This is a genomic window from Afipia dichlorophenoxyacetatis, assembly GCF_055386385.1.
In genome coordinates, this window is record NZ_AP029250.1 from 3,022,507 (window position 1) to 3,048,286 (window position 25,780).

Consider the following 25,780-nt stretch of genomic DNA (forward strand, 5'->3'; position numbering starts at 1 on the left):
AGTCCATTTGCTCTCTAAACTAAAAACGCGGCGCCAATCCCCGGCGCCGCGTTTGCTTTTGATATATTAGAAGCCGTTAGGACTTCATCGCCTGATCGAGATCGGCGATCAGATCTTCCTTGTCTTCGAGGCCGACCGACAGCCGCACCACGTCAACGCCTGCACCGGCCTGCGCCTTTTGTGCGTCGCTGAGCTGGCTGTGCGTGGTCGACGCCGGATGAATGATCAGCGAACGGGTGTCGCCGACATTGGCAAGGTGCGAGAACAGCTTCACGTTCGACACGAGATTGATGCCTGCGTCGTAGCCGCCCTTGAGGCCGAACGTGAACACCGCGCCTGCGCCCTTGGGCGAGTATTTGCGGGCGAGGTTATGATAGCGATCTCCCGGCAGACCGGCGTAGTTGACCCAGGCGACGGCGGGATGCGTCGACAGGAATTCGGCAACGGCCTTCGCGTTGTCGGAGTGCCGCTGTACGCGCAGCGACAAGGTTTCGATACCGGTCAGGATCAGGAAAGAATTGAACGGCGAGATTGCAGCACCAATGTCGCGCAAGCCGAGCACGCGGGCTGCGATGGCGAAGGCGAAGTTGCCGAAGGTCTCTTGCAACTTGATGCCATGATACTCGGGGCGTGGCTCGCTCAGCGCCGGATAGCGGCCGTCGCGCGACCAGTCGAACGTTCCGGCATCAACGAGAATGCCGCCCAGCGAGTTGCCGTGGCCGCCGAGGAACTTGGTCAGCGAGTGCACGACGATGTCGGCGCCGTGATTGATCGGCTGAATGAGATACGGCGAGGCGAGGGTGTTGTCGACGATCAGTGGGACGCCGGCATTGCGGGCAATGGTTGCGATGGCTTCGATGTCGGTAACGGTGCCGCCCGGATTGGCGATCGACTCGATGAAGATCGCCTTGGTCTTTGGCGTCACCGCGCGCTGGAAGCTCTGTACGTCGTCGGTGTCGGCCCACACCACATTCCAGCCGAAATTCTTGAAGGCATGGTTGAACTGGTTGATCGAGCCGCCGTATAGGCGCCGCGCCGCGATGAATTCATCGCCCGGCTGCAACAACGTGTGGAACACCAGCATCTGCGCGGCGTGACCGGACGCGCACGCGACCGCTGCCGTGCCGCCTTCAAGCGCCGCGACGCGCTCTTCCAGGACAGCGGTCGTCGGGTTGGTGATGCGGGTGTAGATGTTACCGAAGGATTGCAGGCCGAACAGGGACGCGGCGTGATCCGCATCATTAAAGACATAAGATGCGGTCTGATAGATCGGTGTGGTGCGTGCGCCGGTGGTCGGATCCGGTTGTGCGCCGGCATGAATAGAGAGCGTGGAAAATCCCGGTAGACGGTCAGTCATGTGAAATCCTTCATTCAGTGCCGTGAACCGGCACTCCACTAGATTGGAATCCTGCGGGTGCGCGTTGGATCAGTCAAGCGTTCAGCGGTGGTCGGCGTTAACACGAAAAGAAATTGGCCGGCTTCGTTGCAACCGTAACAAACGTGCTCCGAAATTACGACGTTATGAAACGTCGTTCTTGTCTTTCGCGACACGATCCGCCGCCGCGGTCGCGCCGCCGCTGACGCTCGCACGATTCAATGACAACCGCATGCTGCTTGTCGGAATCGGCGCACGTTTCGAACTCAGGGTGCGCGAGTTCACGCCCATCCACTGAATTTCGGATGTCAGGCGGCCATATTCGATTTTCGGGCAGCGATTCATCACCACCTTGATGCCGGCGGCTTCTGCTCTGGCTGCGGCCTCGTTGTTACGCACGCCGAGCTGCATCCAGATCACCTTCGGCAATGTCGGAAGCTGCAAGACCTCGTCAACGACCGGGCCCGCGTGATCGGAGTTGCGGAAGATGTCGACCATGTCGACCGGACGTCCGATCTCTTTCAGCGAACCGACGAAAGGTTTGCCGACCAGGCTTTTGCCGACCTGTCCCGGATTGATCGGAATCATGTCGTAGCCGCGCTCGGCAAGATATTTGAACGCGAAGTAGCTCGGGCGAACGTTGACCGGGGAGGCGCCGACCATGGCGATGGTTTTGACCCCGGTGAGAATGCCGCGGATGTAGGCGTCGTCGTATGAGTCGTGATTCATCTTAGGTTTCCGCCGGCGTTACCGGTCTTCCCACTTGGGTGTGCGCTTCTCGATGAAGGCGCCGATGCCTTCCTGGGCGTCGCGCGCCAGCATGTTTTCGGTCATCACCTGTGCCGTATAAAGATAGGCATCCGCAAGGCTCATTTCGGCCTGCCGGTAGAATGCCTCTTTGCCGACCTTGAGGGTGTAGGCCGATTTAATCGCGATTTTCTTCGCAAGATCGATGGCTGCCTGCCGCACCTCGCCGGCGGGGACGACGTCGTTGACGAGGCCAAGCGCCTCGGCCCGCTGTGCAGAAACCGGCTCGCCGGTCAGTAGCATGTGCATTGCGTGCTTGCGTGGGATGTTTCGTGACAGCGCGACCATCGGCGTGGAGCAGAACAGTCCGATATCGATGCCGGGTGTGGCGAATGTTGCTTGCTCGGAGGCCACCGCAAGATCGCACGTCGCAACCAGTTGGCAACCAGCGGCAGTGGCGAGACCCTGTACGGCGGCGACGACTGGTTTAGGGAGACGCACGATAGTCTGCATCATCGTGCTGCACGCCGTCATGATCTGCGCGAAATAAGCACGCCCATTGTCGGCGTCGCTACGGCGTGCGGTCAGCTCCTTGAGATCATGCCCCGAGGAAAACGCAGGCCCAACCGCAGCAATAACGACGGCGCGGATCGAATTGTCATCGCGGATCGCATCGAGTTGCGCCTGTATTGAGGCGAGCATCTCTTCCGACAGCGCGTTACGGGATTTGGGCGAGTCCAGTGTCAGCACGGCAATGCCGTCGATGGTTTCCCGCAAAAGGGGCGATGATTGAACCGGTGTCGCCGTTGCAGCCTGGATCGTCATGGCGATGTCCGTCGTTGCCTGAGAAGTTCACATTGCGCCGTTTGTAGGCGAGGGGGACGCCTATGTGAAATCTGTTTCCACTTTTGCTGATCGTCCTGTGTGTTACAAGGCCGTCATATAAGGGATGAGGCAGGGCAGACCACCCATGAATAAAGCTAAAATGACCGTGGCGGAGCTCCAGGCGTTCCTCCACAAGGAATTTCCGCAGGCTTTCGCCAGCGGTGAAATCCTGATCGAGAGCGCGGACGGGGCAACCAGTTTGCTGCGCCAGCCCTACAATGCGCGGATGCTTCGGCCGGGTGGAACGGTTTCAGGCCCTACGTTGATGGCTCTGGCTGATTTCGCCATGTACGTGGTGCTGCTGTCGGCAATCGGCCCCGTCGGGCTTGCGGTGACCACCAGTCTCAACATCAATTTCCTTCGAAAAGGGCAGCCGGGGCAGGACATCGTCGCCGCCGCCAAGCTCATGAAGCTTGGCAAGCGCCTTGCCGTCGGTGAAGTGATGCTGCTGTCGGGCACATCTCCGGACCCGATTGCACACGTGACGGCGACCTATTCCATTCCGAATGCTCAGTGATTTCGAAGGTACCAAAATACCATATTTATAAGATATTGATTTTTAACATCTATTTCTTGTGATGGGGCGTTGACGTGCGTCGCCCGGTTATTTAGAAACCGCAGCAGCTTTGGCGATTTGCGCCGAACATCAATTTCACGGATCTCTCACATGAAGACGTTTTCGGCCAAGCCAGCCGAGGTCAACAAGAAGTGGGTGCTGATCGACGCCAAGGGTCTGGTCGTCGGCCGTCTCGCTACTTTGGTTGCCATGCGTTTGCGCGGCAAGCACCTCCCGACTTACACCCCTCACGTTGATTGCGGTGACAACGTCATCATCATCAACGCTGCTGATGTCGTCCTCACCGGACGCAAGCGCGAGAACAAGGTTTACTACAAGCACACCGGCTTCATCGGTGGCATCAAGGAGCGCACTGCAAAGTCGATCCTGGAAGGCCGCTTCCCGGAGCGCGTTGTCGAGAAGGCTGTCGAGCGCATGATTCCGCGCGGACCGCTGGGCCGCGTCCAGATGGGCAACCTGCGTGTCTATGGTGGTGCCGAGCATCCGCATGAAGCACAGCAGCCCGAAGTCGTGGATGTTGCATCGATGAACCGTAAGAACACGAGGGTCGCATAATGTCCGATACCATGCAGTCCCTCGATCAGTTGTCGTCGCTCAAGACCGCGACCGCTGAAGGTCCCAAGTACGTCAAGAAGGTCGACAAGCTCGGCCGCGCTTATGCCACCGGCAAGCGCAAGGACGCGGTTGCCCGCGTTTGGATCAAGCCGGGCTCCGGCAAGATTGTCGTCAACTCGCGCGAAGTCGAAACCTATTTCGCTCGCCCGGTGTTGCGCATGATGATCCAGCAGCCGATCGTCGCTGCTGCTCGTCAGGACCAGTACGACGTTTACTGCACCGTTGCAGGCGGCGGTCTCTCCGGTCAGGCTGGTGCTGTGCGTCACGGCATTTCGAAGGCTCTCACGAACTTCGAACCTGAACTGCGCGGCGTCCTCAAGAAGGGCGGCTTCCTGACCCGCGACTCGCGTGTCGTTGAACGTAAGAAGTACGGCAAGGCCAAGGCCCGTCGCTCCTTCCAGTTCTCGAAGCGTTAATCGCAACGATCAAATTATCTGCAACTGCAGATTGGTTTCAAAGGGCGCCTCTTGGGGCGCCCTTTTTGCTGGTGTGCCGAATCCAAGGTTCGCCTCATCGCGCAGCGCGCTCCCCCGCGAACTTTATGATTCTAGTGTGATTTTAGAAGTTCGTTGAAAGGGTTCGCGGGAAAGTAGAGCGAGCACCATACGAGTTCCAGAAGGCGCGGAATTGCGGATAATTTTTTGCGAAAATTGTGTGACGGGCGCAAACGGAGTCCCAAGATACCGTCGCTAGCGTTTGATCGGCTGAGGGGGCTATTCCAGCTCCGTCTTTTTTTAAGAGCGCTACATTTAAGATGCCCGCTGGATCACATCTGTCGCTGGATATTTCCACGCTGTATCTCATTGCCACGCTAGCCGCCGCGCTTCTCGGGCTCATGCTGCTATTCTTCTGGCGGCAAGAGAAGATTCCGGCACTCGGATGGTGGGGCGCAGCCTATCTGTTAGGGGCGACCTCCATTGCGTTATGGATCGCGAGCGGAGATCAACTTGGCAAAGGGCTGTCGCTTGCGGTGAGCGCAGTCGGCTTCTTTGCCTGCGGCCTGGTCTGGGACGCGGCGCGTGTCTTTCACGGCCGCTCCCCGAATTGGATCGTGATCCTCGCTGGTCCGGCGCTTTGGGTTGGAGCGATGATCGCGCTCGATCCGCTCGATCCGGAACGGCGTATGATGCTGAGTGCGGGCATCGTCGCGGTCTATACGGCACTGACCGCGAGCGAGCTCTGGCGAGAGCGCCGCAAGAATTTGCGGGCGCGCTGGCCGGCGATCATCATCCCGCTCTTGCACGGCGCGGTGCTGGTGATGCCGATCGTGCTCGGGGACATGATGCGAGCCACCGGTGCCGCGATCAGCGTGGGCTGGGTCGCGGTCTTCGCAGGAGAACTGGTACTCTATGCCATCGGCACGGTATTCATCATCTTCATGCTGGTGTCAGAGCGGACTGTCAGTGCGCACAAGACCGCAGCTTCGATCGATCCGCTTACGGGCTTGCTGAACCGTCGCGGTTTTGGTGAGGCGACGTCGCGCATGATCGAGCGCGAAGCCAAAGCTGGCCGTCCTGTGACCGTGATGATTTTCGACATCGACCATTTCAAGTCGGTCAATGACCGCTTCGGTCACGCAGCCGGTGACGATATCCTGAAAGTATTTTCGCACTGCATCGTCACGTCCTTGCGTATCACCGATCTCGTTGGCCGGGTTGGCGGCGAGGAGTTCGCCGCGCTTCTGCCGTGCTCCATGGACGAAGCACTGCTTGCCGCAGAGCGCGTGCGCGAAGCGTTCGAAGCATCCGGCGTGTGCGTCGATGACGACCCGTTGGCAACGACCGTGAGTATCGGTGTCGCGGGTGGTCCCGCAAATACTGAACTCGAAGTGCTGATGGCATCAGCCGATACGGCGCTCTATCAGGCCAAGCGTGGTGGACGTAACCGCGTGGAGGCGGCTGCAGAACAACGTCCGCTGTCGCTCGGAGAGTCGCGTCGCAAGATGGCTGGTGCGTCGCACCATGCCATCCACCCAACCCCCGCCATGGAAATCCGCATCTGACGTTGCGGATCGCGTGAGAGGAGGGCTGCATCAAACGTCGATGCGGCCCGCAAAAGCGCGGCTGGTTCTTTTTTGGAAATCGACTAAAGCTCCCGCCGCAAAAGGATCCAGGGCGGGGAGTTCATGCTCGGTGCAATCTATGCGGCCTTGGCCGCGCTCACGTTCGCCATGAACAACACAGCGATGCGCCGAGGCGTGCTGACCGGCTCGGTCACGCAGGCCATGGCCATCACGGTGCCGTTGGGGGGAGTGGGCTTCGTGATCATGGCGGCTGTCACGGGCCAGCTCGGCTCTCTGTCCTCGTTTCCCCCCATCGCTTTGTCCTGGCTTATCGCTCAGGGCTGTCTGCATTTCCTGCTTGGACGGTACTTCAACTATCAAGCCAACAAGCTGGTCGGCGTGAACATCTCCGCGCCAGTGGTTCAGCTTCAAGTCCTGGTGACGATGTTGCTGGCCGTTGTGCTGATGAGGGAGCCCTTCACGGTGCTCCAATTGTTCGGCACGATCTTGATGCTGGCCGGGTCGTTCGCGACACAATTGCACTCGACGTTCGGAAAACGCGTTGTGCGCTCGGACAAAGCGGTGGCCATGGAGGCCGCGCCTGGTTCGGACAAGCCTATGTTCAAGCCGCAATACCTTCCGGGATTCTTAACCGCATTGGGTGCTGCCACATGCTACGGCATTTCACCGCTGATGGTGCGCATGGCGTTTGAAAGCATGCCGGTGAAGAGCCCCATGGCCGGAGGCGTGATCGCCTACACCGCGGCGACCATTGTGCTGTGCTTCCTGGTCCTGCCTTCGGCATCGATCCGCAAGGATGTTCTTTCGCTGAACCGCAACAATGCGATGTGGTTTGTGGGCTCAGCTATTCTCGTCGCGATGTCGCAGGGCTTTGTCTATGCGTCGCTCGCAATTGCGCCGCTCATGGTGGTGACGCCCATCCTGCAATTGTCACTGGTCTTTCGGTTGTTCCTGTCGCAGATGGTCAATCGCGAGGTTGAAGTGTTGAACACCGCCGTTGTCGTCGGAGCTTTCGTGACGATTATCGGCTCCGTCGTCGTTTCGCTGGACACCAACTATGTGCTGTCGCTGGTGGATCTGACGGGCCGCGTTGCCGACGTTCTGCGTTTCCGGCTCGACTGAATCCAGGGCGTTGCAATTCGCGCTAACGAACTGATCGCGCTTATACGCGCCTCAGACGAAGGACAGTTCTTCCGCTGACTCCAGAATTCGCCGCAGCTGGGTGAGGGCGCGCCGCAGATCGTTGTCGGTCTTCGGATGGCCGAGACAGATACGCACACCCAACGTACCGCGGTCCACCTGCTGCAATGCGCCAGGTGGGGCGAGCGTGATACCCGCCTGTGCGGCCTGAGCAACGAGAGCAATCAGAGTGCGTCCGGCAGGGATCGGCAGCCAGCGATGGAAGCCGGGGGTATCCGAGACAATGGGAAGCCAATTGCCCAGCACTTCGTCGGCAATCGCATTGCGGCGAACGGCTTCTGCACGCTTGAGCTGAACCTGGCGTTGCAGATCGCCGCTGTGAATGAGCCGAACGACCACTTCCGCCATGATGGGAGAAGCCATCCAACCGGTGGCACGCACCGCATTGATACAGCGATCGCGGAATTGATCCGGTGCAATCATCGCGGCAATGCGCAGGCCCGGTGCAAGGCACTTGGCGAAGCTGGTGACGTAGAAACTCCGCTCAGGCACCATCGATGAAATCGGCTTGGGCGGCGTCGTGAACAGGAATGCGTAAGCGTCGTCCTCCAGCAGGAAGCCGTCGTGCTTGCGAATGATGTCCGCGATTTCCTGACGGCGCTCGTTCGGCATCACCGTGCCCGTCGGGGTCTGCAGGGTGGGTGTGACAAACAACGCCCGTGCACCCGTCTCGGTAAACGCCCGGTCCAATGCATCTGGCAACAAGCCGTGTCGATCGCCGGCGACGCCGTGCAGCTGATAGCCGTTGAGCGCGGACAGCGCGATCATGCCCGAATAGCTGAAACGTTCGGTTAGCACCGTGTCATGCGGTGCTGCTACCATGTTCAGTGCGATGGAGAGCGCGTGCTGACCGCCGTGCGTGATGAACAGATGATCCACATCGGTCGTGATGCCGAGCTGAGCGAGCCATTCGGCCATCACGTTGCGATGATAGGGAAGTCCCTGATGGGGCAAATAGCCGAGCAGCGGCTTCAATGCACCGTCGGCAACGACTTCTTCCAGAACGGAAGCGATCAGCTCATCTTCGCCGGTGGACGGCGGCACGTTCAACGCGAGATTGACGGTCGTTGCTGCGGGGCCGCCATTGGCGGTTTGCGCGTGATGGCGTCGCCGCTGCACGAATGTCCCGCGTCCGACTTCTCCCGAAATGAGGCCGCGCGTTTCAGCCTCCGCATAGGCGCGTGAAATCGTCCCGACACTCAGCCCAAGCTGCGCGGCCATGTCTCGTTGCGGCAGCAGACGTGTGCCCGGCTTCAACGCACCGGATTCGATATCGCTCTCGAGCGACTGCACGAACGCGAGGTAACGCGGACCTGCAGCGTCGGCGAGAACCGGAATCCATTCTTTCGATGTGGTGTCTTGAGACACGGAAAATCCTCAAATCGGGTTGGTCACCGAATAGTACAATTATGACATTGTTGCAATCGTCTGATGCTTTCGAGCGATGAAAACCGAAGAAAATCCCAAAAATCATCTGAATTTGCCCTGATTTTCCAAATTGCTGCGGTGCAATCAGAGAATTTTGCCTAATTGAACTATAATAAGTTTGACAATGCTTCGGTCTTTGATTTTATCGCGCTCAATCGCTGAGCACTAAGGAGCCTGCATTGATTTACGAAATTCGCATCTACGAAGCCGCTGAAGGCAAAGCCGAAGCGATGAGGGCCCGGTTCAAGACCGAGGTGGTTCCAAGGCTCCCCAAGCATGGCATTGAACTGCTCGGCGTGTTCGAAGCGCCTGCCGAAGACGGCCGGATGACTTACATGACCCGCTTCAAGACTGAAGAGGATCGGACCAAGGCGTGGGCCGCTTTCGGTGCCGATGAGGAATGGCGCGCCATCAAGGCCGCAAGTGAAACCAACGGGCCTCTGCTGAAGAACCAGACCGTATCGGTTCTCTCGCCCAAGGTCGCCGGGTTGCTTCTCGGATAATTCGTTGTCGTCTCAGGGCGGCGGGGGCCGCGCTGAGACATGTGTCACACGTGGAAGGCAGAGCATTATGAAGCCAGCCCCTTTCGAATATGTCAGGCCGGAGACCATCGCAGAGGCCTGCGCACTGCTCGCAGCCGATGAGGATGCGCGCATCATCGCGGGCGGGCAGACCCTGATCCCGATGCTGGCAATGCGGCTCGCGCGGCCGGCAAAGCTTGTCGATATCTATCGCTTGCCTGACTTGAACGGCATTCGCACTAAAGGCGGCTTTGTCGTCATCGGTGCGACGACGCGTCAGGTGCAGGTGGAGAACAGCGCAACGACACGCAACGCTCTCCCGCTGCTGGCGAAGGCGCTGCCGTGGGTCGGCCATCCGCCGACACGTAACCGCGGTACCGTTGGCGGCTCAGTGTCCAATGCCGACCCGTCGGCGGAAATTCCGCTTGTTGCTGTCACGCTCGGCGCGGACATCGAGATCACGAATCCCGATGGTGTCTCCACGATGCCGGCCGATGATTTCTTCATCGGTCCGATGCTCACTTCTGTCATGCCCGGCGATTGCGTCAGCGCCGTGCGTTTCCCGGTCTGGTCGCACGCGAAAGTCGGAACGGGTTTCCACGAAGTCAGCGCACGCAAATCCGACTTCGCCTTTGTTGCTGCTGCTGCACAGGTTGCCCTCGATGACGACGGGCGCTGCCTTGATGTCGCGCTTGGCATCGGTGGCGTCGGCGATCGCGCGATCCGTCTCGATGTGTCCGGGCTGATTGGCGGCAAGCTCGACAAGGCGTCGATCGTTGATGCCGTTCGCGAGGCGACGACGGTGCTGGAACCAACATCAGATCTGCATGCGTCGGCGGAGTACCGCATGCGTGTTGCCAATGTTCTCGGAAGCCGTGCGCTTGAAGATGCAATTGCCGACGCGAAGTCGCCGGCGGCTCGGAGCGCTGCCGGAGTCGTGCAATGAAAGTGAATCTCAAAGTGAATGGCCGTTCCCGGACGGTCGATGTCGAACCGCGCAAGACCTTGCTGGATACTCTGCGCGAAGATCTCTCACTGGTTGGAAGCCACACAGGCTGCGAGCATGGCGTTTGTGGCGCGTGCACCATTCTGCTCGACGGTGCTCCGGTGCGCGCCTGCTTGATGTTTGCGGCTCAATCCGATGGATATGAGATCACCACCATCGAGGGGTTGGCGCCTGCGCCCGGTGAACTTAGCGTGATCCAGGATGCGTTCTGCGAAACCCATGGCCTGCAGTGCGGCTACTGTACGCCCGGCATGATCCTGACCGCTCATGCGTTGCTTGAGCGGGAGGAAAACCCCACCCGCGATGACATTGTCGAAGCCATCTCTGGCAACATCTGCCGTTGCACTGGATATGGACAGATCGTCGAAGCGATCGAATTCGCAGCCGATCGTCTGCGCAAGGCTAACGCGCCGCGACACCTCAAGGGATCGCACGCCAACGAGCCGGTGAAAGATCCGAACGCGAAAGCCGATGCGCCACAGCAGGGCGTCCTTGAAGCCGCGGAAACGGACACGCCCCACGGAGGACGCCCATGAGCGGTGAGCCGACAACCCTGAAATTCGTCTCTTCCAACCGGCGCGTTCGTGAAGACCGGCGCTTTGTCGCCGGCCATGGCAAATATGTCGCGGACATCACACTCGACGGTCTGCTGCATGTAGCCCTGGTGCCGTCGCAGTATCCGGCTGCGAAGATCAAGTCGATCGACACCAGCGCTGCGTTGAAGATGCCGGGCGTGGTTTACGCGCTGACCGGTGAAGAGCTCGCCAAGGCTGTCGATCCCCTGATGAACGGTCTCGATACGCCGAAGGTGCGGCGCTATCCGTTGGCTGTGAACCAGGTGCGCTATTCCGGCGAGTGGGTCGTGGCTGTGGTCGCGGAAACCCGCGCTCAGGCCGAAGACGCGACGGAAAAGGTCAAGGTTGAGTACGAACCCGTTCCGTATGTCATCGACGCTGAAGAGGCGATCACCGACGCAAGCCCCAAAGTTCATCCCGAGCACGGCACCAATGTGCTGCTCGACAAGCTGTTCGTCTGGGGCGAGGTCGACAAGCACTTCGCCGAAAGCCCGCGGCATCTGTCGTTCCGCGTGGTCTGGGGCCGCAATTCGACTGTGCCGATTGAGACATTCGGCGTGGTTGCGAAGTGGGATCCGTGGAGCGAAATGCTTGACGTCTGGGCCTCGATCCAGATGCCGAAGTATCCGGACCAGATCTCGCGCGCGCTTCGTATTCCGACCAACAATGTCCGCGTGCATCAAGACGTCGATGTCGGCGGCAGCTACGGCGTCAAGCGCGGCATCAAGCACACCGTGCTTGCTTCGCACCTCGCACGCATTCTCGGTCGCCCGGTTCGTCTGATCGAAGACCGTCTCGAAAACATGCGGGCAGGGGATGCCCATGGACCCGAGCGCATCTTCGACGTCGATATCGCGTTCAACGACGACGGCATCGTCAAGTCGATGAAGATGCGGGCGTTGGACAATGTCGGCGGTTATGCCGGCCGTTCGCCCTTCCAGCTCGGCAAGCCGATCGGTGCCATCGTCGGTCCCTACAAGATCGAGAGCGTGCAGTATCGCGCCATGGCGACGATGTCGAACAAGGCGGCGCAGGAGGCTGTGCGCGGCTTTGGCCAGGCGCCGACCAACTACGCGATCGAAACTGCCATCGACAAGGTGGCGGCTGCGGTCGGTCTCGACCGCCTCGAAGTCCGCCGCCGCAACTTCATCCGTAAGGAAGAATTCCCTTATCTGATCCCGAGCGGAACGCACTACGACAGCGGCGACTATCACACCGTCGTCGACAAGGTGCTCGCCACGGCGGATTACAAGGCAATGGTGAAGGAGCGCGATGCGTTGCGCGCATCGGGCATGATGGCGGGCATCGGTATTGCCGCCTGCCTTGAGCCGAGCGGCGGTAACTCGTCGTTCGAGCCATTGCTCAACGAGAAGAACACGACGTCCACGTGGATGGAGTCTATCCGCATCAATGTGGATGGCGTCGGATTCGTGACTGTGACCATTCACACGACGTCAGCCGGACAGGGCCATGAGACCCTTGCTTCGACGGTCGTCGGCGAAGTGCTTGAGATCGATCCCGACAAGATCCGGGTCGTGCGTCCGGATTCTTTGGCGAGCTTGCCGGGGAATACTCCGGTCGGTAGCCGGATGGCGATCATGATGGGCGGTGCGTGCTATCACGCTGCCCTCAAGCTCAAAGCCAAGCTGATGAAGATCGGCGCGCACCAATTTGGGCTCGGCGAAAACGACGTCGAGTATGCGGCCGGCGGCATCACCGATCCCAAGTCGAAGAAGTCGTTGTCCTGGGCTGACCTTGTGAACATCGGACACCGCCATTTTCATGCGTTGCCCGAAGGCATGGAGCCCGGCCTCGAGACGACGCATGTGATGCAGGTGCCGACAGGCGCCAAGCTGCCGGAGAACGGCCGCGTACAGATGTATCCATGCCATTCGTTCGAGTTTCACCTCGTTCTGTTGGCATTCGATCCGCAGATCGCGAAGCCTGAGATTCGGCGCTACATCATCGGGCACGACTGCGGCACGGTGATCAATCCTCACATCGTCAAGGGCATGACACTGGGTGGTATCGCCCACGGCATCGGCGCGGCGCTGTTGGAAGAGTTCGCCTATGACAGCGAGGGTCAGCTCCTGACCCAGAGCTTCATGGACTACCTGCTGCCGTCGTCGCACGAAGTCCCGCACGTCGAGATCGTGCACCACTGCACGCCGTCACCATTCACGGTGTTCGGCCAAAAGGGGTCGGGTGAAAGCGGTTACCTCGGCTCGCCTGCAGCGATTTCCGGCGCGATCAACGACGCAGTGTCGCCTCTCAACATCTCGTTCTCGAAGCTTCCAATCCGTATCGCGGCGATCAGTGATGCCATCGCTGCGGCACAAGAGACCAAGTAAGGACCAAGAATGATTATCGATTGCCACGCCCACCTTGTGCCTCCCAGCCTGCTTGACGCGATCCGCGCGGAGAAGGCAAAGTTTCCGTCGATCCGCCTGATCGAGGAAGGCGGCAGCATCGGCTTCTCGTTCGCCGGCAACAAGCCGACGCGCCCTGTGTCGAAGCCTCTCAGCGATATCGCTGGCCGTCTGCAGTGGATGGACACCAACAAGATCGAAAAGCAGGTCGTTGGTGGCTGGCTTGACATGTTCGCCAATGAGATTCCGGCGGAAGAAGGCACGCAATGGGCGCGGCTGATCAACACCCATCTGGCTCAGGCCGCGAAGGAACAGCCTCGCTTCATTCCGCTCGCGACCGTTCCGCTGCAGGACGGTGCGCGCGCAGCTGAAGTGCTGCGTGAGGCGCACGGTCAGGGCTTCAAGGGTGTGATGATCGGAACACAGCCGAAGGGCAAGGGCGGCGTGCTCGACGATCCGACGCTCACTCCATTCTGGGAAGCCGCCAACGAGCTCGGTTCGATCATCTTCATCCACCCGGTGTTCGAGAGCGGAGATGACCGCGTGCACGATTACGGCATGGCGAACGCCGTCGGCCGTATCACCGACACGCTGATCGCAATGTCGCGCCTGATCTATGCAGGCCACGTTACCCGCTATTCGGGCATGAAGGTTGTTGCGGGCATCGGCGGCGCCGCGCTGCCTTATGTGATCGGTCGTCTGCGCCGCAACTACTCGCTCGACAAAGAGAAGCTGGGCGATCCGGATGCCGCGCTCGCTGCAATGTACTACGACACCATCGTTCAGGATACGCGCGCGCTGCGCTACCTCGCGGATGTGGTCGGCGCGGACCGCATCATGATGGGGTCGGACATGCCGTTCCCGATCGGGGATCTCGCTCCGCTGAACATCGTCAAGGAAACCTCGTTCTCTGATAGCGAGCGCGCCTCCATCAATGGTGGTCTCGCGAAGCAACTGTTCGGTCTCTAAGGAGGCGACATGAAACTCGATATTGGCGGCAGCGAAACAGTTCCTGCGTCTGTGCAGCAGCTCTGGGTTGCGCTTAACGATCCCGCTGTGCTGACCCGGTGTATCCCGGGCTGCAAGACGATGACGGAAACCGCTCCGGACGCGTACAAGGTCGAGATGCAGCTCCGCGTGGCTGCAGTCGGCGGCTCGTTCGAAGGCGAAATCGCCTTGTCCGACAAGGACGCCCCGAAGTCGTGCAACATCAAAGTGTCCGGAGCGGGAACGCTCGGACATGGCACCGGTACGGCCCGTTTCGACATTGAGCCGGACGGCGAGGGTGCCAAGCTGATCTACAAGGGCAATGGTGAGATCGGCGGCCTGGTCGCGGGTGTCGGCCAGCGCATCCTGTCCAGCGTGTCCAAGCATCTGATCGGCCGGTTCTTCGTCGCACTTCGCAAGGAGTTCGAAGTACCGGTGCACGGCGCAGCGGAGTAAGCATGACCGTGTCGTCATCTCGCGTCGAACGAATTGAAGTTGAGCCGGGTGTGCGGCTGGCGGTGGAGGCTGCTCCGCCGTCGAGCAAGCCTGTCGTGATGCTGAGCAATTCGATCGGCGCCAGCATGACGATGTGGGACGAGTTCGTCGAACGCATGTCCGACAAGGTTCGTATCGTTCGATACGATACGCGCGGTCATGGGCAGTCGGATGTTCCCAAGGGGCCTTACTCGATCGATCAGCTCGGTCAGGATGCCGAAGCCATTCTCGCAGCGCTCGATATCCAGAGCGCCGTGTTCTGCGGCCTGTCGCTCGGCGGTCTGACAGGGATGTGGCTTGGTGCCGCACGTTCAAAGCGTGTCGCCGGGTTGATCCTTGCCAACACTGCGGCCAATTTCCCTCCCGCAACGATGTGGCAGGAGCGAGCGGCTGCGGTGCGTACCAACGGCATGCAATCACTGGTTGGAGCCACACTCGATCGTTGGTTCACCAAGTCCTATCACACAAGTCATCCAGATCGTCTCGCCGAACTCGGGCGGATGGTTGGAGCAACGCCGGCGGAAGGCTATGCCGGATGTTGCGAAGTGTTGGCTGCGGCCGATCTCAAGCCACGCCTAGCTAATGTCGCTTGTCCTGTTCGCGTGATTTGCGGGCAGCATGATCCGTCAACCCCTCCGGCGCGCGGCGAAGAGATTGTGGCTTCGATCGCAGGTAGCGACATGGTGGTTCTTGATGCGGCTCACATCTCATCGGTTGAAGCGCCGGACGCTTTTGCCGAAGCGGTGACCCAGTTCCTTTCCCGCGCGTTAAGCGCGGCAACATGATCATCGGGAGGAGACGTACTGTGAAAAAAATTGCATTCGCATTGGGACTGCTTTCTGCAGCCATCACCGCGTCGCCGCTGGCCGCGCAGGATTTGCCGAAGATCTCGATCGTCGTGTTCGGCGCACCTTCGCTCGGTGCGTTCCTGCCGCCCATCATCAAGGCGCAGAAGCTCGATGAAAAAAACGGGATCTCCGTCGATTTTCAGGAGCGGACGCCAGACGCCTATACGGCGCAATTCAACTCAGGCGAATTCCAGGTCGGCGGCAGCGCTTCGCTACTCACTGTCGGCCTTGCGGATGTTCGCGGCGTCAAAGTGACGTATCTCTTCAATCTGTTCGACTTCTGGGGCGCAGTCGTGACGTCGCGCCCGGAGGTCAAGACGCTCAAGGACCTTGAAGGCAAGGACCTTGCCGCAGCGAAGGGTACGACGAATTATGTGATGTTCGACTGGTTTGCCCGGCAGCTTCGTGCGGACACCAGCAAGTTCTCCGTCATCAACACCGCAACGCCGGGCCTTGTCGGCTATGCGCTTGCTGACCGCGCGACAGCTGTACAGCTCTGGGAGCCGGCCTACACGACGCTCCATGCCAAGAAGCCCACCATCCGGCTGCTGGATCTGAATATCACCGAGAGCTGGAAGAAATTCACGGGCAGCACCAACATTCCGTATCTCGGTGTGGCCGCTCACGTGGCGTGGGCTGAGAAGAACAAGGACCTCATTCCAAAGCTTTACACGGCCTACAAGCAGGCAGCCGAGTGGGTGGCCAAGAACCCGGACGACGCAGCCAAGCTGATTGCCGCCAAGGGCACGGAGGATGACCGCAAGGCGATTGCGGAACTCATCCGAGCCAATGATCGCCTCGGCATGAATCTGCGCACCGCGGCCGAGGTGAGCAAGGAAATCAAGTCTGTCTATGAAGCTGGAAAGTCGATTGCCTTCCTGCCGTCGGATCCAGCTGCGTCAACGATTTACGAAGGGCCGATGAAATGACGGCATCCGCAACACAAAGCGCGTCGGGAATTGCGAGTTTCGGTGCCGGCGCATTGCGCAAGGCGGCGACTTACGTGCTGCCTTTCGCGGTTCTCGCCGGATTGTGGCAGTTCGCGTCGCTGTTTTTTCCGCCGTTCCTATTTCCATCGCTGGTGGACGTCTTCTGGCGTTTCCTGAGCATCGTGACGGACTGGTCTCAATTCGTCGACGTCTTCGCGACCGTCATGCGAATTCTCGCAGGCCTCGCCGGTGCCTTCATCATCGGAGCGGCTCTCGCTGTGATCATGGCGAAGTCGCGCGCGGCGAATGACTTCCTGTCGCCGATCCTGACGCTGTTTCAGGGCATCCCGGCGCTGTCGTGGGTGGTGTTTGCGATCATCTGGTTCCACGGCATTGAGCCGCGCATCTTCTTCATTATGGTGATGACGACGCTTCCTGCATTTGCATTCCAGGTGCTAGGCGCGCTGCAGGCGATGTCGCGCGATCTGACCGAAATGGTGATGAGCTTCCGGCCCACCCGATACAAGCTGTTCAAGTCGATGATTTTCCCGGCGGTGCTGCCGGACATTCTCACGGCCTGGAAGGTCAACCTCGGTAATGCCTCGCGCGTGGTCGTGGTCGCTGAACTCGTCGGCGCCACTGGTGGCGTGGGCTATCAGCTTCTCCAGCAGCAGCAGGTCTTCGATATGGCCGGCGCGCTCGCGTGGACGCTGCAACTGGTGGTCTTCGTGCTGATCGTGCAGGCCATCCTGACGTTCATCGAGAACATTGCCTTCCGCTATCGTGCTGTTTCGGAGCGAACGCTATGACCAACGACACCCCGAAGGCTGCGATCAGCCTCGAGAAGGTCTCCAAGATTTTCGGCAAGGCCAAGTCGGAAGGATCGTATGTCGCGGTCGACAAGCTGAACCTTCAGGTGGCGCAGGGGCAGATGCTTGCGCTGCTCGGCAAGACCGGTTGCGGCAAGTCGACGATCTTCAACATGATCGCGGGCTTGACCGAGCCGACCGAAGGGAAGGTGACCGTCGATGGACGTGATCCGTTCCGCGAGTTCGATGCGTTTCGCGGCAAGATGGCGATCGTGTTTCAGAACGACCGGTTGTTGCCATGGCGCACCGCCATCGAGAATGTCGAGCTCGGTCTTGAGATTCTGAACATGTCGGCCGACGAGCGCAGGGCGCATGCCCAACGTTGGCTCGAGACGCTTGGTCTGCGTGGTCACGAAAACGATTACCCGCATGCACTGTCTGGCGGCATGCGGCAGCGTGTTTCCATCGCGCGCGCTTTCGCGACCAACGCTAACATCCTGCTGTGCGACGAGCCGTTTTCGGCGCTCGATGAAATGACCGGCAAGAAGCTGCGCGCGGAATTCGTCAAGCTGGTGAAGGAAAACGGCAAGACAGCTGTCTTCATTACCCACTCGATCAACGAGGCGCTGGAGATCGGAGATCGGATTGTCGTGCTAAAGCGGCCGGCAAATATCGCCGTCGACATTCCGCTGACGGCAACGACGACAGCCGAAAACAAGGAAGTGATCCGCGGGCAGATTCAGGGCGTCCTGGCTGCCTGAGACCAAACAAGACCAAAGAATACTTTAGGGGAGTGAAATCATGACGATCAAGATGACACGCCGCGGCGCAATTGCGGCGGGGATGACTGGTGCTGCTATGGCGGCAACGGGATTTGAGGCAGCGACCGCGCAACAGACAGCAAAAACCTTTGTGCTGGTGCATGGCGCCTGGCACGGGGGATGGTGCTGGCGTCGCGTGTCCGACTTGCTGGAAAAGCAGGGGCACAAGGCGTTCGCGCCCACGCTCACCGGGCTCGGCGAGCGCTCCCATCTTCTGACCAAGGATGTCAACGTCAGCACACATGTCACCGACATTGTGAATGTGTTGACGTTTGAAGATCTCAAGGACGTGGTGCTCGTCGGCCACTCCTACGGTGGACTGGTCATCAGCGGTGTTGCCGAGCAGGCCGGTGACCGGATTTCCTCGATCATCTTCCTCGATGCGTTCCTGCCGGAGAACGGCGACAGCTTTCTTGAGAAATCATCTCCTGGATTCAAGTCGGCGATTGAAGCAGCCCTTGGCCGCAACGAAGCGTCCTTCAAGGCGCCTCCGGCGGCGGCGTTCGGTGTCGTCGATGAGAAAGATCAGGCCTGGGTGAACTCGAAAACCACACCGCAGCCGATCGGTACTTATGGCGAGAAGGCGACCTATACCGGGGGCCGGGACAAGATTGCCAAGAAGGCCTATATCCGCGCCGAGGGATATAAGAGCCCGACCTTTGATGCCAACGTCGCCAAGGTGAAGAGCAAGTCGGATTGGAAGCTCGCTGAATTGCAAGTCGGGCACGATGTGATGGTCATTGCGCCGGAACAACTCGTGACGTTGCTGCAGCAGTTCGCGTAGGACGCTCCGACAAGGTTATCCCGACCGCTTCTGATTGGCGTTGGCAACCGCTGCAGCTGCGGTCCGGTTTTCAACGCCAAGCTTCGCGTAGATCTGCTCAAGATGCTTATCCACCGTCCTCGGGCTGAGCCCGAGGATCTGGGCAATGTCGCGGTTGGTTTTCCCCTTGCTGAGCCAGGACAGCACTTCACCCTCGCGGCTTGTCAGTCCCAGTTCCTGACTGAACTCGGCTGGCGATGCCGAACTGGTATCGCGCGCGAGTCTTAGAAGGAATTCATTGGTTCCGAGTCTGCCCATATATTGCAGGCGAAGCTGCTGATTTTCAGAAGAGGCGAGTGTCTCCGGCGGCTTGGTTTTGGTCTGGCCGCCGGCAGTCTGCTCCAGCCATTCGCGCCATGGTCGCGGCAGGGAGAAGTTGTCTCCCGAGCTGTCGGCAGATTGATCCTGCGCCAGAAGCTTTTGTGCCTGCGGCGTGGACCACATGATCTCTCCGGTCCGGTTGACGGCAAAGAGAGAACGCCCCGAGACATCGAGTGCGGCCCGCGCGCTTTGTGTGAGTCTCGCGTTCGCAAGATGTACCTTGATGCGCGCGAGCATTTCGGCGACCACGATTGGCTTGGTGACATAATCGACGCCACCGGCTTCAAGACCGCGAATGATATGCTCGGTGTCCGCGAGCCCCGTCATGAAGATCACTGGCACGTGGTCGAGGCCGGACGCGCGCTTCAGCCGCCGGCAGGTTTCGAATCCGTCGATCCCGGGCATGACGGCGTCGAGAAGAATGATGTCCGGAGTGATCTGCTCCACAATGCGCATTGCGGATGCTCCATCGAGCGCAACCATGACTGTCATGCCGGCATTGTCGAGCGCATCGGTCAAGAGCCGCAACGTATCAGGCGAATCGTCGACAACGAGCGCAACATCGCGCTTCTTTGAATCATTGCTCATGTGGCTCGAGTATTTTCAGCGTGGAGAGATATTGATTGAAATCAAACTGATCGATGAGCGCGCGCATGCGCGTAACGAAGGCGGCTTGCTCAGGATAATCGACGCTGAGCTGGTCGAGCTTTTGATGAATGGCTTTCACGTGCCCCATCTGTCCAAGGTCGATCAACTCAGCGACGTCATGAGCTGACGGGTATGCGCTCTTTCCGGGCGTCCAGACCGGCTCCGGACTGTCTTCGCTGGCATACTGCCATTCGATTTTCAGCAACTGGCCAATTTGTTCAAGCAGACGGGGGACATCGACAGGCTTCATCAGATAGCCGTCGTGATAAGGCTCGGCCAGCGGCATGCGATGCGCCTCGATAGCGCTTGCGGACACCATCAGGATGCGTGCCTGATGGTGGCCGGCAGCGCGCAGCGTCTTTGCCACTGTCCAGCCATCCATGCCGGCCATTGAAATATCCAGAAGAAAGAGATCTGGCTGGCAATGTTGTGCGAGCGTCAGGCAGGACGGGCCATTCTCCGCGCTGAGCATGATGAAGCCGAGCGGCGCCAGAATTTCGCGCATCAGTTCGCGTTGGGTTGGGTCATCGTCGGTGACAAGAATGGTCTTTCGCGGCCCGTGATAGCCAAACACGGGTTCTGCAATCGGCGCGATCCGCTTCGGATTCGTGACCTCCGACAACAGCAGCTTGACGCGGAGCGTGCTGCCTTTGCCGACGGTGCTGGACACCTTGATGTCGCCGCCCATGACGCCAGCCAGCAAGCGGCTAATGGTCAGGCCCAGTCCCGTCCCGGTGTGGGGCTGTGCCTCGCCCAGCGCACCGCGCTCGAACGGTGCAAAGATACGTTCGAGGTCATCCGGTTGGATTCCGGGACCGGTATCGGAGATCTCAAATTCCGCCACGGGGCTGCGATAGTGCATGACGAAGCGCACGCTGCCACGCGATGTGAACTTGATGGCGTTGGACAGAAGATTGATCAGGATCTGGCGGAGGCGCTTTTCATCAGTATAGACGACGGGTGGAAGGTTGCCGCGGCGCTGGAAAACGAACTCGATGTTCTTTGCTGCGGCTTGCAGGCGGAACATGCCGACCAGCTGATCGAGAAATTCACTGAGACGAACTTCGTCGCGCGAGAGATAAAGCCGTCCAGCTTCAATTTTCGAGATGTCGAGAATTCCGTCGATGAGGCCCGACAAGTGATCGGCGCTTCGCCGCATGACGCGGACTTGGTCGCGCGGCTTGTTCGGCAGGTTGGCATCCTGTTCAAGAAGCTGCGCATAGCCGCTGATGGCGTTGAGTGGCGAGCGAAGCTCATGGCTTAAACCCACCACGTATCGGCTCTTCGCCAGATTGGCGGCTTCGGCGACTTCCTTAGCCCGCTGCAGTTCCGCGTCGGTACGTTTGTGTGCGTCGATTTCCTGAATGAGGAGAGCGGTCTGTCGCTTTGTTTCGGCTTCAGCCGCGTGGCGGCTCTGCCGTGCAAGCACGAACAACCACGCCACAACGCCAATAATGATCGAGAGCGCAAAGAATACTTTCCACAGCACATCGGAAAGCGCGGCCTGATCGAATCTGATCGCGGCGGATGTCTGAAGATAGATCAGACCGAGCGTTAGTCCAACCAGCCCGGCGGAAACGGCGAACACGCCGAGATAATGCCCAAGCTGGGAGTTGAGGCGCGCATAAACGGTGTCGGGAAGCAGCTTGCCCAGCGTCTCTGCAAATTGTGCCGGCGCGCGCGCATGAGGTTTGCAGAGGTCGTGACATCGTGCGTCCAGGGAGCAGCACAGCGAGCAGATCGGGCCGGAATAGGCGGGGCATGACGCCATATCCTCAGGCTCGAATGAATGCTCACAGATGCAGCACTTGATGGTCTCCAGGTTTTGCCAGCTGCGCTTCGGCTTTCGCGCGATGTAGTATTTCCCCTTGGTGGCGTATGCGATGGCAGGCGCAGCGATGAATGCCGTCAGGAGCGCCACGAACGGCGCCAGCGCTTTCGCTGTCGTACCGAAGAATCCGTAGAATGCGCTGATCGACACAATGGTCGAAATGGCCATGGCGCCGACGCCGACGGGATTGATGTCGTAGAGATGCGCGCGCTTGAACTCCATTGTGGGCGGCCGCAGACCAAGTGGCTTGTTGACGATCAGGTCGGCGACCAGTGCGCCGACCCAGGCGATCGCAACGTTCGAGTAAAGCGCTAATGTTTGTTCGAGCGCCTTGTAGACGCCGATCTCCATCAGCAACAAAGCAACCAGCACGTTGAAGACCAGCCATACCACGCGGCCCGGGTGGCTATGAGTGAGGCGCGAGAAGAAGTTCGACCATGCGATGGAGCCCGCATAGGCATTGGTGACATTGATCTTCAACTGCGAGAGAATGACGAACGTGCCGGTCAGCGCGAGCGCGAGATCGGGTTGGGCAAGTACATACCGGAAAGCTTCCAGGTACATGTGAGACGGCTCAGCCGCATATTCTGGCGAGACGCCGTGCTTGAGCGCGAAGTAGGCAAGGAAAGAACCCGCCAGCAGCTTGACCGTGCCGGGGATGATCCATCCGGGGCCAGCGCTGATCATGGCGATCCACCATGATCGCTTCGATGTCCGGCGGTCGCGTGGAAGAAAGCGCAGGAAGTCGACCTGTTCGCCGATCTGCGCCACCAGTGAGAACACCACAGCCGCTGCAGTCCCGAACAGCAGGAGATCAAGCTGCCCTGACGGATCTCCGTGTTCGCCGGCAAACGCGCGCCATTCAGCAAACGATCCGGGGCTTTTGATCGCAATGGCTGCAAAGGGAAGGATGTGAAGGAGGATCCAGAACGGCTGAGTCCAGAGCTGGAAGCGGCTGATGAGCGTGATGCCGTGCGTCACCAGAGGAATAATGACGATGGCGCCGACCAGATAACCAATGGGACGGGGCAGGCCAAAGCACAGCTCCAGCGCCATGGCGAGGATAACTGCCTCGATGGCGAAGAATATGAAAGTAAAAGAGGCATAGATCAGCGAGGTGATCGTCGACCCGATATAGCCAAAGCCTGCACCGCGCGTGAGCAGGTCGATATCGACGCCATATCTGGCGGCGTAATAGGCAATGGGCAGACCACAGCAAAAGATAATCACACTGACGACTAAAATAGCGGCAGTGGCGTTGGTCACGCCGTAGTTCAGCGTGATGGTGCCGCCGATGGCTTCCAGTGCAAGAAATGAGATCGCGCCGAGCGCGGTGTTCGCCACGCGAGACGCGGACCAGCGCCGCGCGCTCTTGGCTGTAAACCGAAGTGCGTAGTCCTCAAGGGTTTGGTTCGCAACCCATTGATTATACTGACGCCTGACACGGTCTATGCGCTGACGACCGACCAAACCCGCACCTCCCGAGCATTCGTTAGAGCCGATTCAAAATCTACGTCGCGCTTTTGCGGTGCCGTATGCGCGATTTCGCGTATGCGTGCGTTGCACAAACCGGGCCATCCTCGACCCACCAAACCGTTGTTCAACGAAAAGGGGTGGCTATGTCGGACAAAAACGATCGAGGATTACAATCTCCATTCAGGCGTAAGATGTTGATGGGCATGGCGGCGTTGCCCGCGCTGTCGCTGATGTCGCGTCCATCATTCGGCGCGGGGCCGGCGACGTCCGCCGTCAACACGACCGGACTTGCCGTGACCGACACCGAAGTCACGGTCGGCATTCTGCACTCGGCGACCGGCACCATGGCGATTTCCGAGACCGGATCGATCGAAGCGGAAAAGCTCGCGATCGAGCAGATCAATGCCGCCGGCGGCGTGCTCGGGCGCAAAATCAAGTTCATTCAGGAAGACGGCGCCAGCGACTGGCCGACCTTCGCTGAAAAGGCGAAGAAGCTGCTGGTCAACGACAAGGTCGCCGCCATCATGGGCTGCTGGACCTCGGCCTCCCGCAAAGCCGTGCTGCCAGTCGTCGAGCAGTACAACGGCATGCTCTACTACCCGACCTTCTATGAAGGCCTCGAGCAGTCGAAGAACGTGATCTACACTGGTCAGGAAGCAACGCAGCAGATTCTTGCTGGCCTGAACTGGATCACGAAAGAGAAGGGTGCCAAGTCCTTCTACTTTATCGGATCGGATTACATCTGGCCGCGCACGTCGAACAAGATCGCGCGGAAGCACATCGAGAACTTCCTCAAGCTCAAGGTTGTCGGCGAAGAGTACTTCCCGCTCGGCCATACGCAGTTCAACTCGGTCATCAACAAGATCAAGCTGACCAAGCCGGACGTGATCTTCACCGACGTCGTGGGTGGCTCGAACGTGGCCTTCTACAAGCAGCTCAAGGCCGCCGGTATCGATCTGTCGAAGCAGACCCTGCTCACCATCTCGGTGACGGAAGACGAAATCGACGGCATTGGCGGAGAAAACATCGCGGGCGCCTACGCCTGCATGAAGTACTTCGAGTCGCTGAAGAACGACAACAACGCGAAATTCGTTCCTGCCTTCCAGAAGATGTGGGGCGAGAAGACCGTGATCGGAGACGTCACCCAGGCTGCTTACCTCGGCCCGTGGCTGTGGAAACTGACGGTCGAAAAGGCCCAGAGCTTCGATGTCGATAAAATTGCAGCGGCTTCACCTGGCGTTGAGTTCAAGGAGGCTCCGGAAGGTTACGTCCGGATCCACGAGAACCATCACCTCTGGTCGAAGACTCGCGTCGGTCGGGCTCGTCTCGATGGCCAGTTCGACGTGATTTACGAGACCGCTGACTTGGTCGAGCCGGATCCGTTCCCCAAGGGCTATCAATGATCGCGCATTCCTAGCGCACTTTCCCAGACAGAGCTCCCTGGCGGCGGCCATCAAAAGCCGCGCTCAAGACCCCGCGCCGCACTTGGTTTTGCGGCGCGGGATCCTTTCCCTGACGGAGGACGGATCGATGTTCGGCGACTATTCGATTGGTGATCTGGGCGCAATCTTCGCGATGCAGGGCTTCGCGGGACTGATCCTGTTTTCTGTGTACGTGCTGATGGCGTTGGGTCTGGCGATCATCTTCGGACAGATGGGCGTCATCAACATGGCTCACGGCGAGTTCATGATCCTGGGCGCCTACGTCACCTGGATGACGTCGAATTTCTTCCAGGCACATCTGCCGTCCTTGTTCGGAGGCTACTTCTTCGTTGCGATGATCCTGGCCTTTATAGCGTCAGGGGCGCTGGGGATGCTGGTCGAGTGGGGACTGATCAGACATCTCTACAAGCGGCCTCTGGATACGCTGCTCGCAACCTGGGGGCTGAGTCTCATCCTTCAGCAGGCCTATCGTTCGATCTTCGGCGCTCGCGAAGTCGGCGTCGAACTGCCGCAGTGGATGCTCGGATCGCTGCACGTCACCGACACGATCGAAGTGCAGATCAACGGCATCTTCGTGATGTGTCTGACCGTGCTCATCACGCTTGGAGTTTCCTACATCCTTTATTGGTCACGCTTTGGCCGGCAGGTTCGCGCGGTCGTGCAGAACCGCATCATGGCAGGTGCTGTCGGCATCAACACCGAGAAGGTGGACCGTTTCACCTTCGGTCTTGGCTGCGGCATTGCCGGTGTCGCCGGCAGCGCGTTCACCATGATCGGCTCCACGGGGCCGACATCGGGTCAGCTCTACATCGTCGATACGTTCCTGGTCGTCGTGTTCGGCGGCGCTGCAAGTCTGCTCGGCACCATCGCTTCGGCTTTCAGCATCTCGCAAACCCAGTCGACGCTGGAGTTCTTCCTGTCGGGATCGATGGCCAAGGTTATCACGCTGCTGTCCATCGTCGCGATCCTGATGGTTCGTCCGCAGGGCCTGTTCGCCCTCAAGGTCCGCAAGTGAGAGGGGCAGAAGCC

At 59.5% G+C, this 25,780-nt stretch carries 23 protein-coding genes and 1 pseudogene; 18 read left to right on the forward strand and 6 right to left on the reverse strand.

Annotation, left to right across the window (positions count from 1 at the left end):
- Positions 1-76: 76 nt before the first annotated feature.
- The 3 genes from ACZ5C3_RS14250 to ACZ5C3_RS14260 all read right to left on the reverse strand — a co-directional run bounded on the left by ACZ5C3_RS14250 (position 77) and on the right by ACZ5C3_RS14260 (position 2,947).
- Positions 77-1,357 carry an O-acetylhomoserine aminocarboxypropyltransferase gene (locus ACZ5C3_RS14250; protein ID WP_464030665.1) on the reverse strand — a complete coding sequence of 427 codons (1,281 nt, stop codon included), beginning with the start codon at positions 1,355-1,357 and terminating at the stop codon, positions 77-79.
- A gap of 162 nt (positions 1,358-1,519) precedes the next feature.
- On the reverse strand, positions 1,520-2,104 hold the full coding sequence (locus tag ACZ5C3_RS14255; protein WP_464030667.1) for a CoA-binding protein: 585 nt from the start codon (positions 2,102-2,104) through the stop codon (positions 1,520-1,522).
- Between the two features lie 18 nt (positions 2,105-2,122).
- The gene (locus ACZ5C3_RS14260) at positions 2,123-2,947 is read right to left on the reverse strand and encodes an enoyl-CoA hydratase (RefSeq protein WP_464030669.1); all 825 of its coding nucleotides are present in this window, start codon (positions 2,945-2,947) and stop codon (positions 2,123-2,125) included.
- Positions 2,948-3,092: 145 nt separating this feature from the next.
- Between ACZ5C3_RS14260 and ACZ5C3_RS14265 the strand changes: the two genes are divergently transcribed.
- From ACZ5C3_RS14265 to ACZ5C3_RS14285, 5 genes are all read left to right on the forward strand, one after another.
- A complete protein-coding gene (locus ACZ5C3_RS14265; RefSeq protein WP_464030671.1) occupies positions 3,093-3,524 on the forward strand; it encodes a PaaI family thioesterase in 432 nt (143 codons plus the stop codon).
- A 150-nt stretch (positions 3,525-3,674) separates the two neighbouring features.
- Positions 3,675-4,139, forward strand: a complete 465-nt coding sequence (rplM, locus tag ACZ5C3_RS14270; RefSeq protein ID WP_464030673.1) for a 50S ribosomal protein L13 — start codon at positions 3,675-3,677, stop codon at positions 4,137-4,139.
- Positions 4,139-4,615: a 30S ribosomal protein S9 gene (gene rpsI, locus ACZ5C3_RS14275; RefSeq protein ID WP_464030675.1), complete on the forward strand. Its 477-nt coding sequence runs from the start codon at positions 4,139-4,141 to the stop codon at positions 4,613-4,615. The genes rplM and rpsI overlap by 1 nt, the downstream gene beginning before the upstream one ends.
- Positions 4,616-4,953: 338 nt before the next feature.
- Positions 4,954-6,201: a GGDEF domain-containing protein gene (locus ACZ5C3_RS14280; RefSeq protein WP_464030677.1), complete on the forward strand. Its 1,248-nt coding sequence runs from the start codon at positions 4,954-4,956 to the stop codon at positions 6,199-6,201.
- Between the two features lie 123 nt (positions 6,202-6,324).
- Complete coding sequence (locus ACZ5C3_RS14285) at positions 6,325-7,344, forward strand: DMT family transporter (RefSeq protein WP_464044113.1); 1,020 nt, start codon at positions 6,325-6,327, stop codon at positions 7,342-7,344.
- Between the two features lie 51 nt (positions 7,345-7,395).
- On the opposite strand, the gene ACZ5C3_RS14290 is transcribed toward ACZ5C3_RS14285, so the two are convergent.
- On the reverse strand, positions 7,396-8,790 hold the full coding sequence (locus ACZ5C3_RS14290; protein ID WP_464030683.1) for an aminotransferase-like domain-containing protein: 1,395 nt from the start codon (positions 8,788-8,790) through the stop codon (positions 7,396-7,398).
- Positions 8,791-9,029: 239 nt separating this feature from the next.
- On the opposite strand from ACZ5C3_RS14290, the gene ACZ5C3_RS14295 reads away from it, so the two are divergent.
- The 11 genes and pseudogenes from ACZ5C3_RS14295 to ACZ5C3_RS14345 all read left to right on the forward strand — a co-directional run bounded on the left by ACZ5C3_RS14295 (position 9,030) and on the right by ACZ5C3_RS14345 (position 18,994).
- Positions 9,030-9,353 carry an NIPSNAP family protein gene (locus tag ACZ5C3_RS14295; RefSeq protein ID WP_464030684.1) on the forward strand — a complete coding sequence of 108 codons (324 nt, stop codon included), beginning with the start codon at positions 9,030-9,032 and terminating at the stop codon, positions 9,351-9,353.
- A 67-nt stretch (positions 9,354-9,420) separates the two neighbouring features.
- Positions 9,421-10,317 carry an FAD binding domain-containing protein gene (locus ACZ5C3_RS14300; RefSeq protein ID WP_464030686.1) on the forward strand — a complete coding sequence of 299 codons (897 nt, stop codon included), beginning with the start codon at positions 9,421-9,423 and terminating at the stop codon, positions 10,315-10,317.
- Positions 10,314-10,772 (forward strand): annotated as a pseudogene (locus ACZ5C3_RS14305) ((2Fe-2S)-binding protein); the annotation flags it as partial. The gene ACZ5C3_RS14300 and the pseudogene ACZ5C3_RS14305, both read left to right, overlap by 4 nt.
- Before the next feature lie 137 nt (positions 10,773-10,909).
- The gene (locus ACZ5C3_RS14310; RefSeq protein WP_464030688.1) at positions 10,910-13,303 is read left to right on the forward strand and encodes a xanthine dehydrogenase family protein molybdopterin-binding subunit; all 2,394 of its coding nucleotides are present in this window, start codon (positions 10,910-10,912) and stop codon (positions 13,301-13,303) included.
- Positions 13,304-13,312: 9 nt separating this feature from the next.
- Positions 13,313-14,290, forward strand: coding sequence for an amidohydrolase family protein (locus ACZ5C3_RS14315; protein WP_464030689.1), 978 nt, complete (start codon positions 13,313-13,315; stop codon positions 14,288-14,290).
- 9 nt (positions 14,291-14,299) lie between these two features.
- Positions 14,300-14,764 (forward strand): SRPBCC family protein, encoded by a 465-nt coding sequence (locus ACZ5C3_RS14320; protein ID WP_464030691.1) that lies wholly within the window; start codon positions 14,300-14,302, stop codon positions 14,762-14,764.
- Positions 14,765-14,766: 2 nt separating this feature from the next.
- On the forward strand, positions 14,767-15,588 hold the full coding sequence (pcaD, locus tag ACZ5C3_RS14325; protein WP_464030692.1) for a 3-oxoadipate enol-lactonase: 822 nt from the start codon (positions 14,767-14,769) through the stop codon (positions 15,586-15,588).
- A gap of 20 nt (positions 15,589-15,608) precedes the next feature.
- Complete coding sequence (locus ACZ5C3_RS14330) at positions 15,609-16,580, forward strand: ABC transporter substrate-binding protein (protein ID WP_464030693.1); 972 nt, start codon at positions 15,609-15,611, stop codon at positions 16,578-16,580.
- Positions 16,577-17,389: an ABC transporter permease gene (locus tag ACZ5C3_RS14335; RefSeq protein WP_464030694.1), complete on the forward strand. Its 813-nt coding sequence runs from the start codon at positions 16,577-16,579 to the stop codon at positions 17,387-17,389. The genes ACZ5C3_RS14330 and ACZ5C3_RS14335 overlap by 4 nt, the downstream gene beginning before the upstream one ends.
- Positions 17,386-18,150, forward strand: coding sequence for an ABC transporter ATP-binding protein (locus tag ACZ5C3_RS14340; protein WP_464030695.1), 765 nt, complete (start codon positions 17,386-17,388; stop codon positions 18,148-18,150). Before ACZ5C3_RS14335 ends, ACZ5C3_RS14340 begins: the two co-directional genes overlap by 4 nt.
- A gap of 40 nt (positions 18,151-18,190) precedes the next feature.
- The gene (locus ACZ5C3_RS14345; RefSeq protein WP_464030696.1) at positions 18,191-18,994 is read left to right on the forward strand and encodes an alpha/beta hydrolase; all 804 of its coding nucleotides are present in this window, start codon (positions 18,191-18,193) and stop codon (positions 18,992-18,994) included.
- Between the two features lie 15 nt (positions 18,995-19,009).
- On the opposite strand, the gene ACZ5C3_RS14350 is transcribed toward ACZ5C3_RS14345, so the two are convergent.
- Together ACZ5C3_RS14350 and ACZ5C3_RS14355 are read right to left on the reverse strand one after the other, a co-directional pair.
- Positions 19,010-19,942 carry a response regulator gene (locus ACZ5C3_RS14350; RefSeq protein WP_464044114.1) on the reverse strand — a complete coding sequence of 311 codons (933 nt, stop codon included), beginning with the start codon at positions 19,940-19,942 and terminating at the stop codon, positions 19,010-19,012.
- Entirely contained in the window at positions 19,932-23,303 is a 3,372-nt protein-coding gene (locus ACZ5C3_RS14355; protein ID WP_464030697.1) for a hybrid sensor histidine kinase/response regulator, read from the reverse strand. The genes ACZ5C3_RS14350 and ACZ5C3_RS14355 overlap by 11 nt, the downstream gene beginning before the upstream one ends.
- A gap of 149 nt (positions 23,304-23,452) precedes the next feature.
- Between ACZ5C3_RS14355 and urtA the strand changes: the two genes are divergently transcribed.
- Complete coding sequence (gene urtA, locus ACZ5C3_RS14360; RefSeq protein WP_464030698.1) at positions 23,453-24,712, forward strand: urea ABC transporter substrate-binding protein; 1,260 nt, start codon at positions 23,453-23,455, stop codon at positions 24,710-24,712.
- A gap of 127 nt (positions 24,713-24,839) precedes the next feature.
- Positions 24,840-25,766 carry an urea ABC transporter permease subunit UrtB gene (urtB, locus tag ACZ5C3_RS14365; RefSeq protein ID WP_464030699.1) on the forward strand — a complete coding sequence of 309 codons (927 nt, stop codon included), beginning with the start codon at positions 24,840-24,842 and terminating at the stop codon, positions 25,764-25,766.
- Positions 25,767-25,780 lie beyond the last annotated feature (14 nt).

Excerpts from the sequence above, each read along its gene's own strand:
- ACZ5C3_RS14340 (WP_464030695.1), top strand. The coding sequence starts at position 17,386 with ATGACCAACGACACCCCGAAGGCTGCGATCAGCCTCGAGAAGGTCTCC.
- ACZ5C3_RS14285 (WP_464044113.1), top strand. The coding sequence starts at position 6,325 with ATGCTCGGTGCAATCTATGCGGCCTTGGCCGCGCTCACGTTCGCCATG.
- ACZ5C3_RS14280 (WP_464030677.1), top strand. The coding sequence starts at position 4,954 with ATGCCCGCTGGATCACATCTGTCGCTGGATATTTCCACGCTGTATCTC.
- rpsI (WP_464030675.1), top strand. The coding sequence starts at position 4,139 with ATGTCCGATACCATGCAGTCCCTCGATCAGTTGTCGTCGCTCAAGACC.
- rplM (WP_464030673.1), top strand. The coding sequence starts at position 3,675 with ATGAAGACGTTTTCGGCCAAGCCAGCCGAGGTCAACAAGAAGTGGGTG.
- pcaD (WP_464030692.1), top strand. The coding sequence starts at position 14,767 with ATGACCGTGTCGTCATCTCGCGTCGAACGAATTGAAGTTGAGCCGGGT.
- ACZ5C3_RS14320 (WP_464030691.1), top strand. The coding sequence starts at position 14,300 with ATGAAACTCGATATTGGCGGCAGCGAAACAGTTCCTGCGTCTGTGCAG.
- ACZ5C3_RS14255 (WP_464030667.1), bottom strand. The coding sequence starts at position 2,104 with ATGAATCACGACTCATACGACGACGCCTACATCCGCGGCATTCTCACC.
- ACZ5C3_RS14300 (WP_464030686.1), top strand. The coding sequence starts at position 9,421 with ATGAAGCCAGCCCCTTTCGAATATGTCAGGCCGGAGACCATCGCAGAG.
- ACZ5C3_RS14265 (WP_464030671.1), top strand. The coding sequence starts at position 3,093 with ATGAATAAAGCTAAAATGACCGTGGCGGAGCTCCAGGCGTTCCTCCAC.
- ACZ5C3_RS14345 (WP_464030696.1), top strand. The coding sequence starts at position 18,191 with ATGACGATCAAGATGACACGCCGCGGCGCAATTGCGGCGGGGATGACT.
- urtB (WP_464030699.1), top strand. The coding sequence starts at position 24,840 with ATGTTCGGCGACTATTCGATTGGTGATCTGGGCGCAATCTTCGCGATG.
- ACZ5C3_RS14250 (WP_464030665.1), bottom strand. The coding sequence starts at position 1,357 with ATGACTGACCGTCTACCGGGATTTTCCACGCTCTCTATTCATGCCGGC.
- ACZ5C3_RS14310 (WP_464030688.1), top strand. The coding sequence starts at position 10,910 with ATGAGCGGTGAGCCGACAACCCTGAAATTCGTCTCTTCCAACCGGCGC.
- urtA (WP_464030698.1), top strand. The coding sequence starts at position 23,453 with ATGTCGGACAAAAACGATCGAGGATTACAATCTCCATTCAGGCGTAAG.
- ACZ5C3_RS14260 (WP_464030669.1), bottom strand. The coding sequence starts at position 2,947 with ATGACGATCCAGGCTGCAACGGCGACACCGGTTCAATCATCGCCCCTT.
- ACZ5C3_RS14335 (WP_464030694.1), top strand. The coding sequence starts at position 16,577 with ATGACGGCATCCGCAACACAAAGCGCGTCGGGAATTGCGAGTTTCGGT.
- ACZ5C3_RS14350 (WP_464044114.1), bottom strand. The coding sequence starts at position 19,942 with ATGAGCAATGATTCAAAGAAGCGCGATGTTGCGCTCGTTGTCGACGAT.
- ACZ5C3_RS14315 (WP_464030689.1), top strand. The coding sequence starts at position 13,313 with ATGATTATCGATTGCCACGCCCACCTTGTGCCTCCCAGCCTGCTTGAC.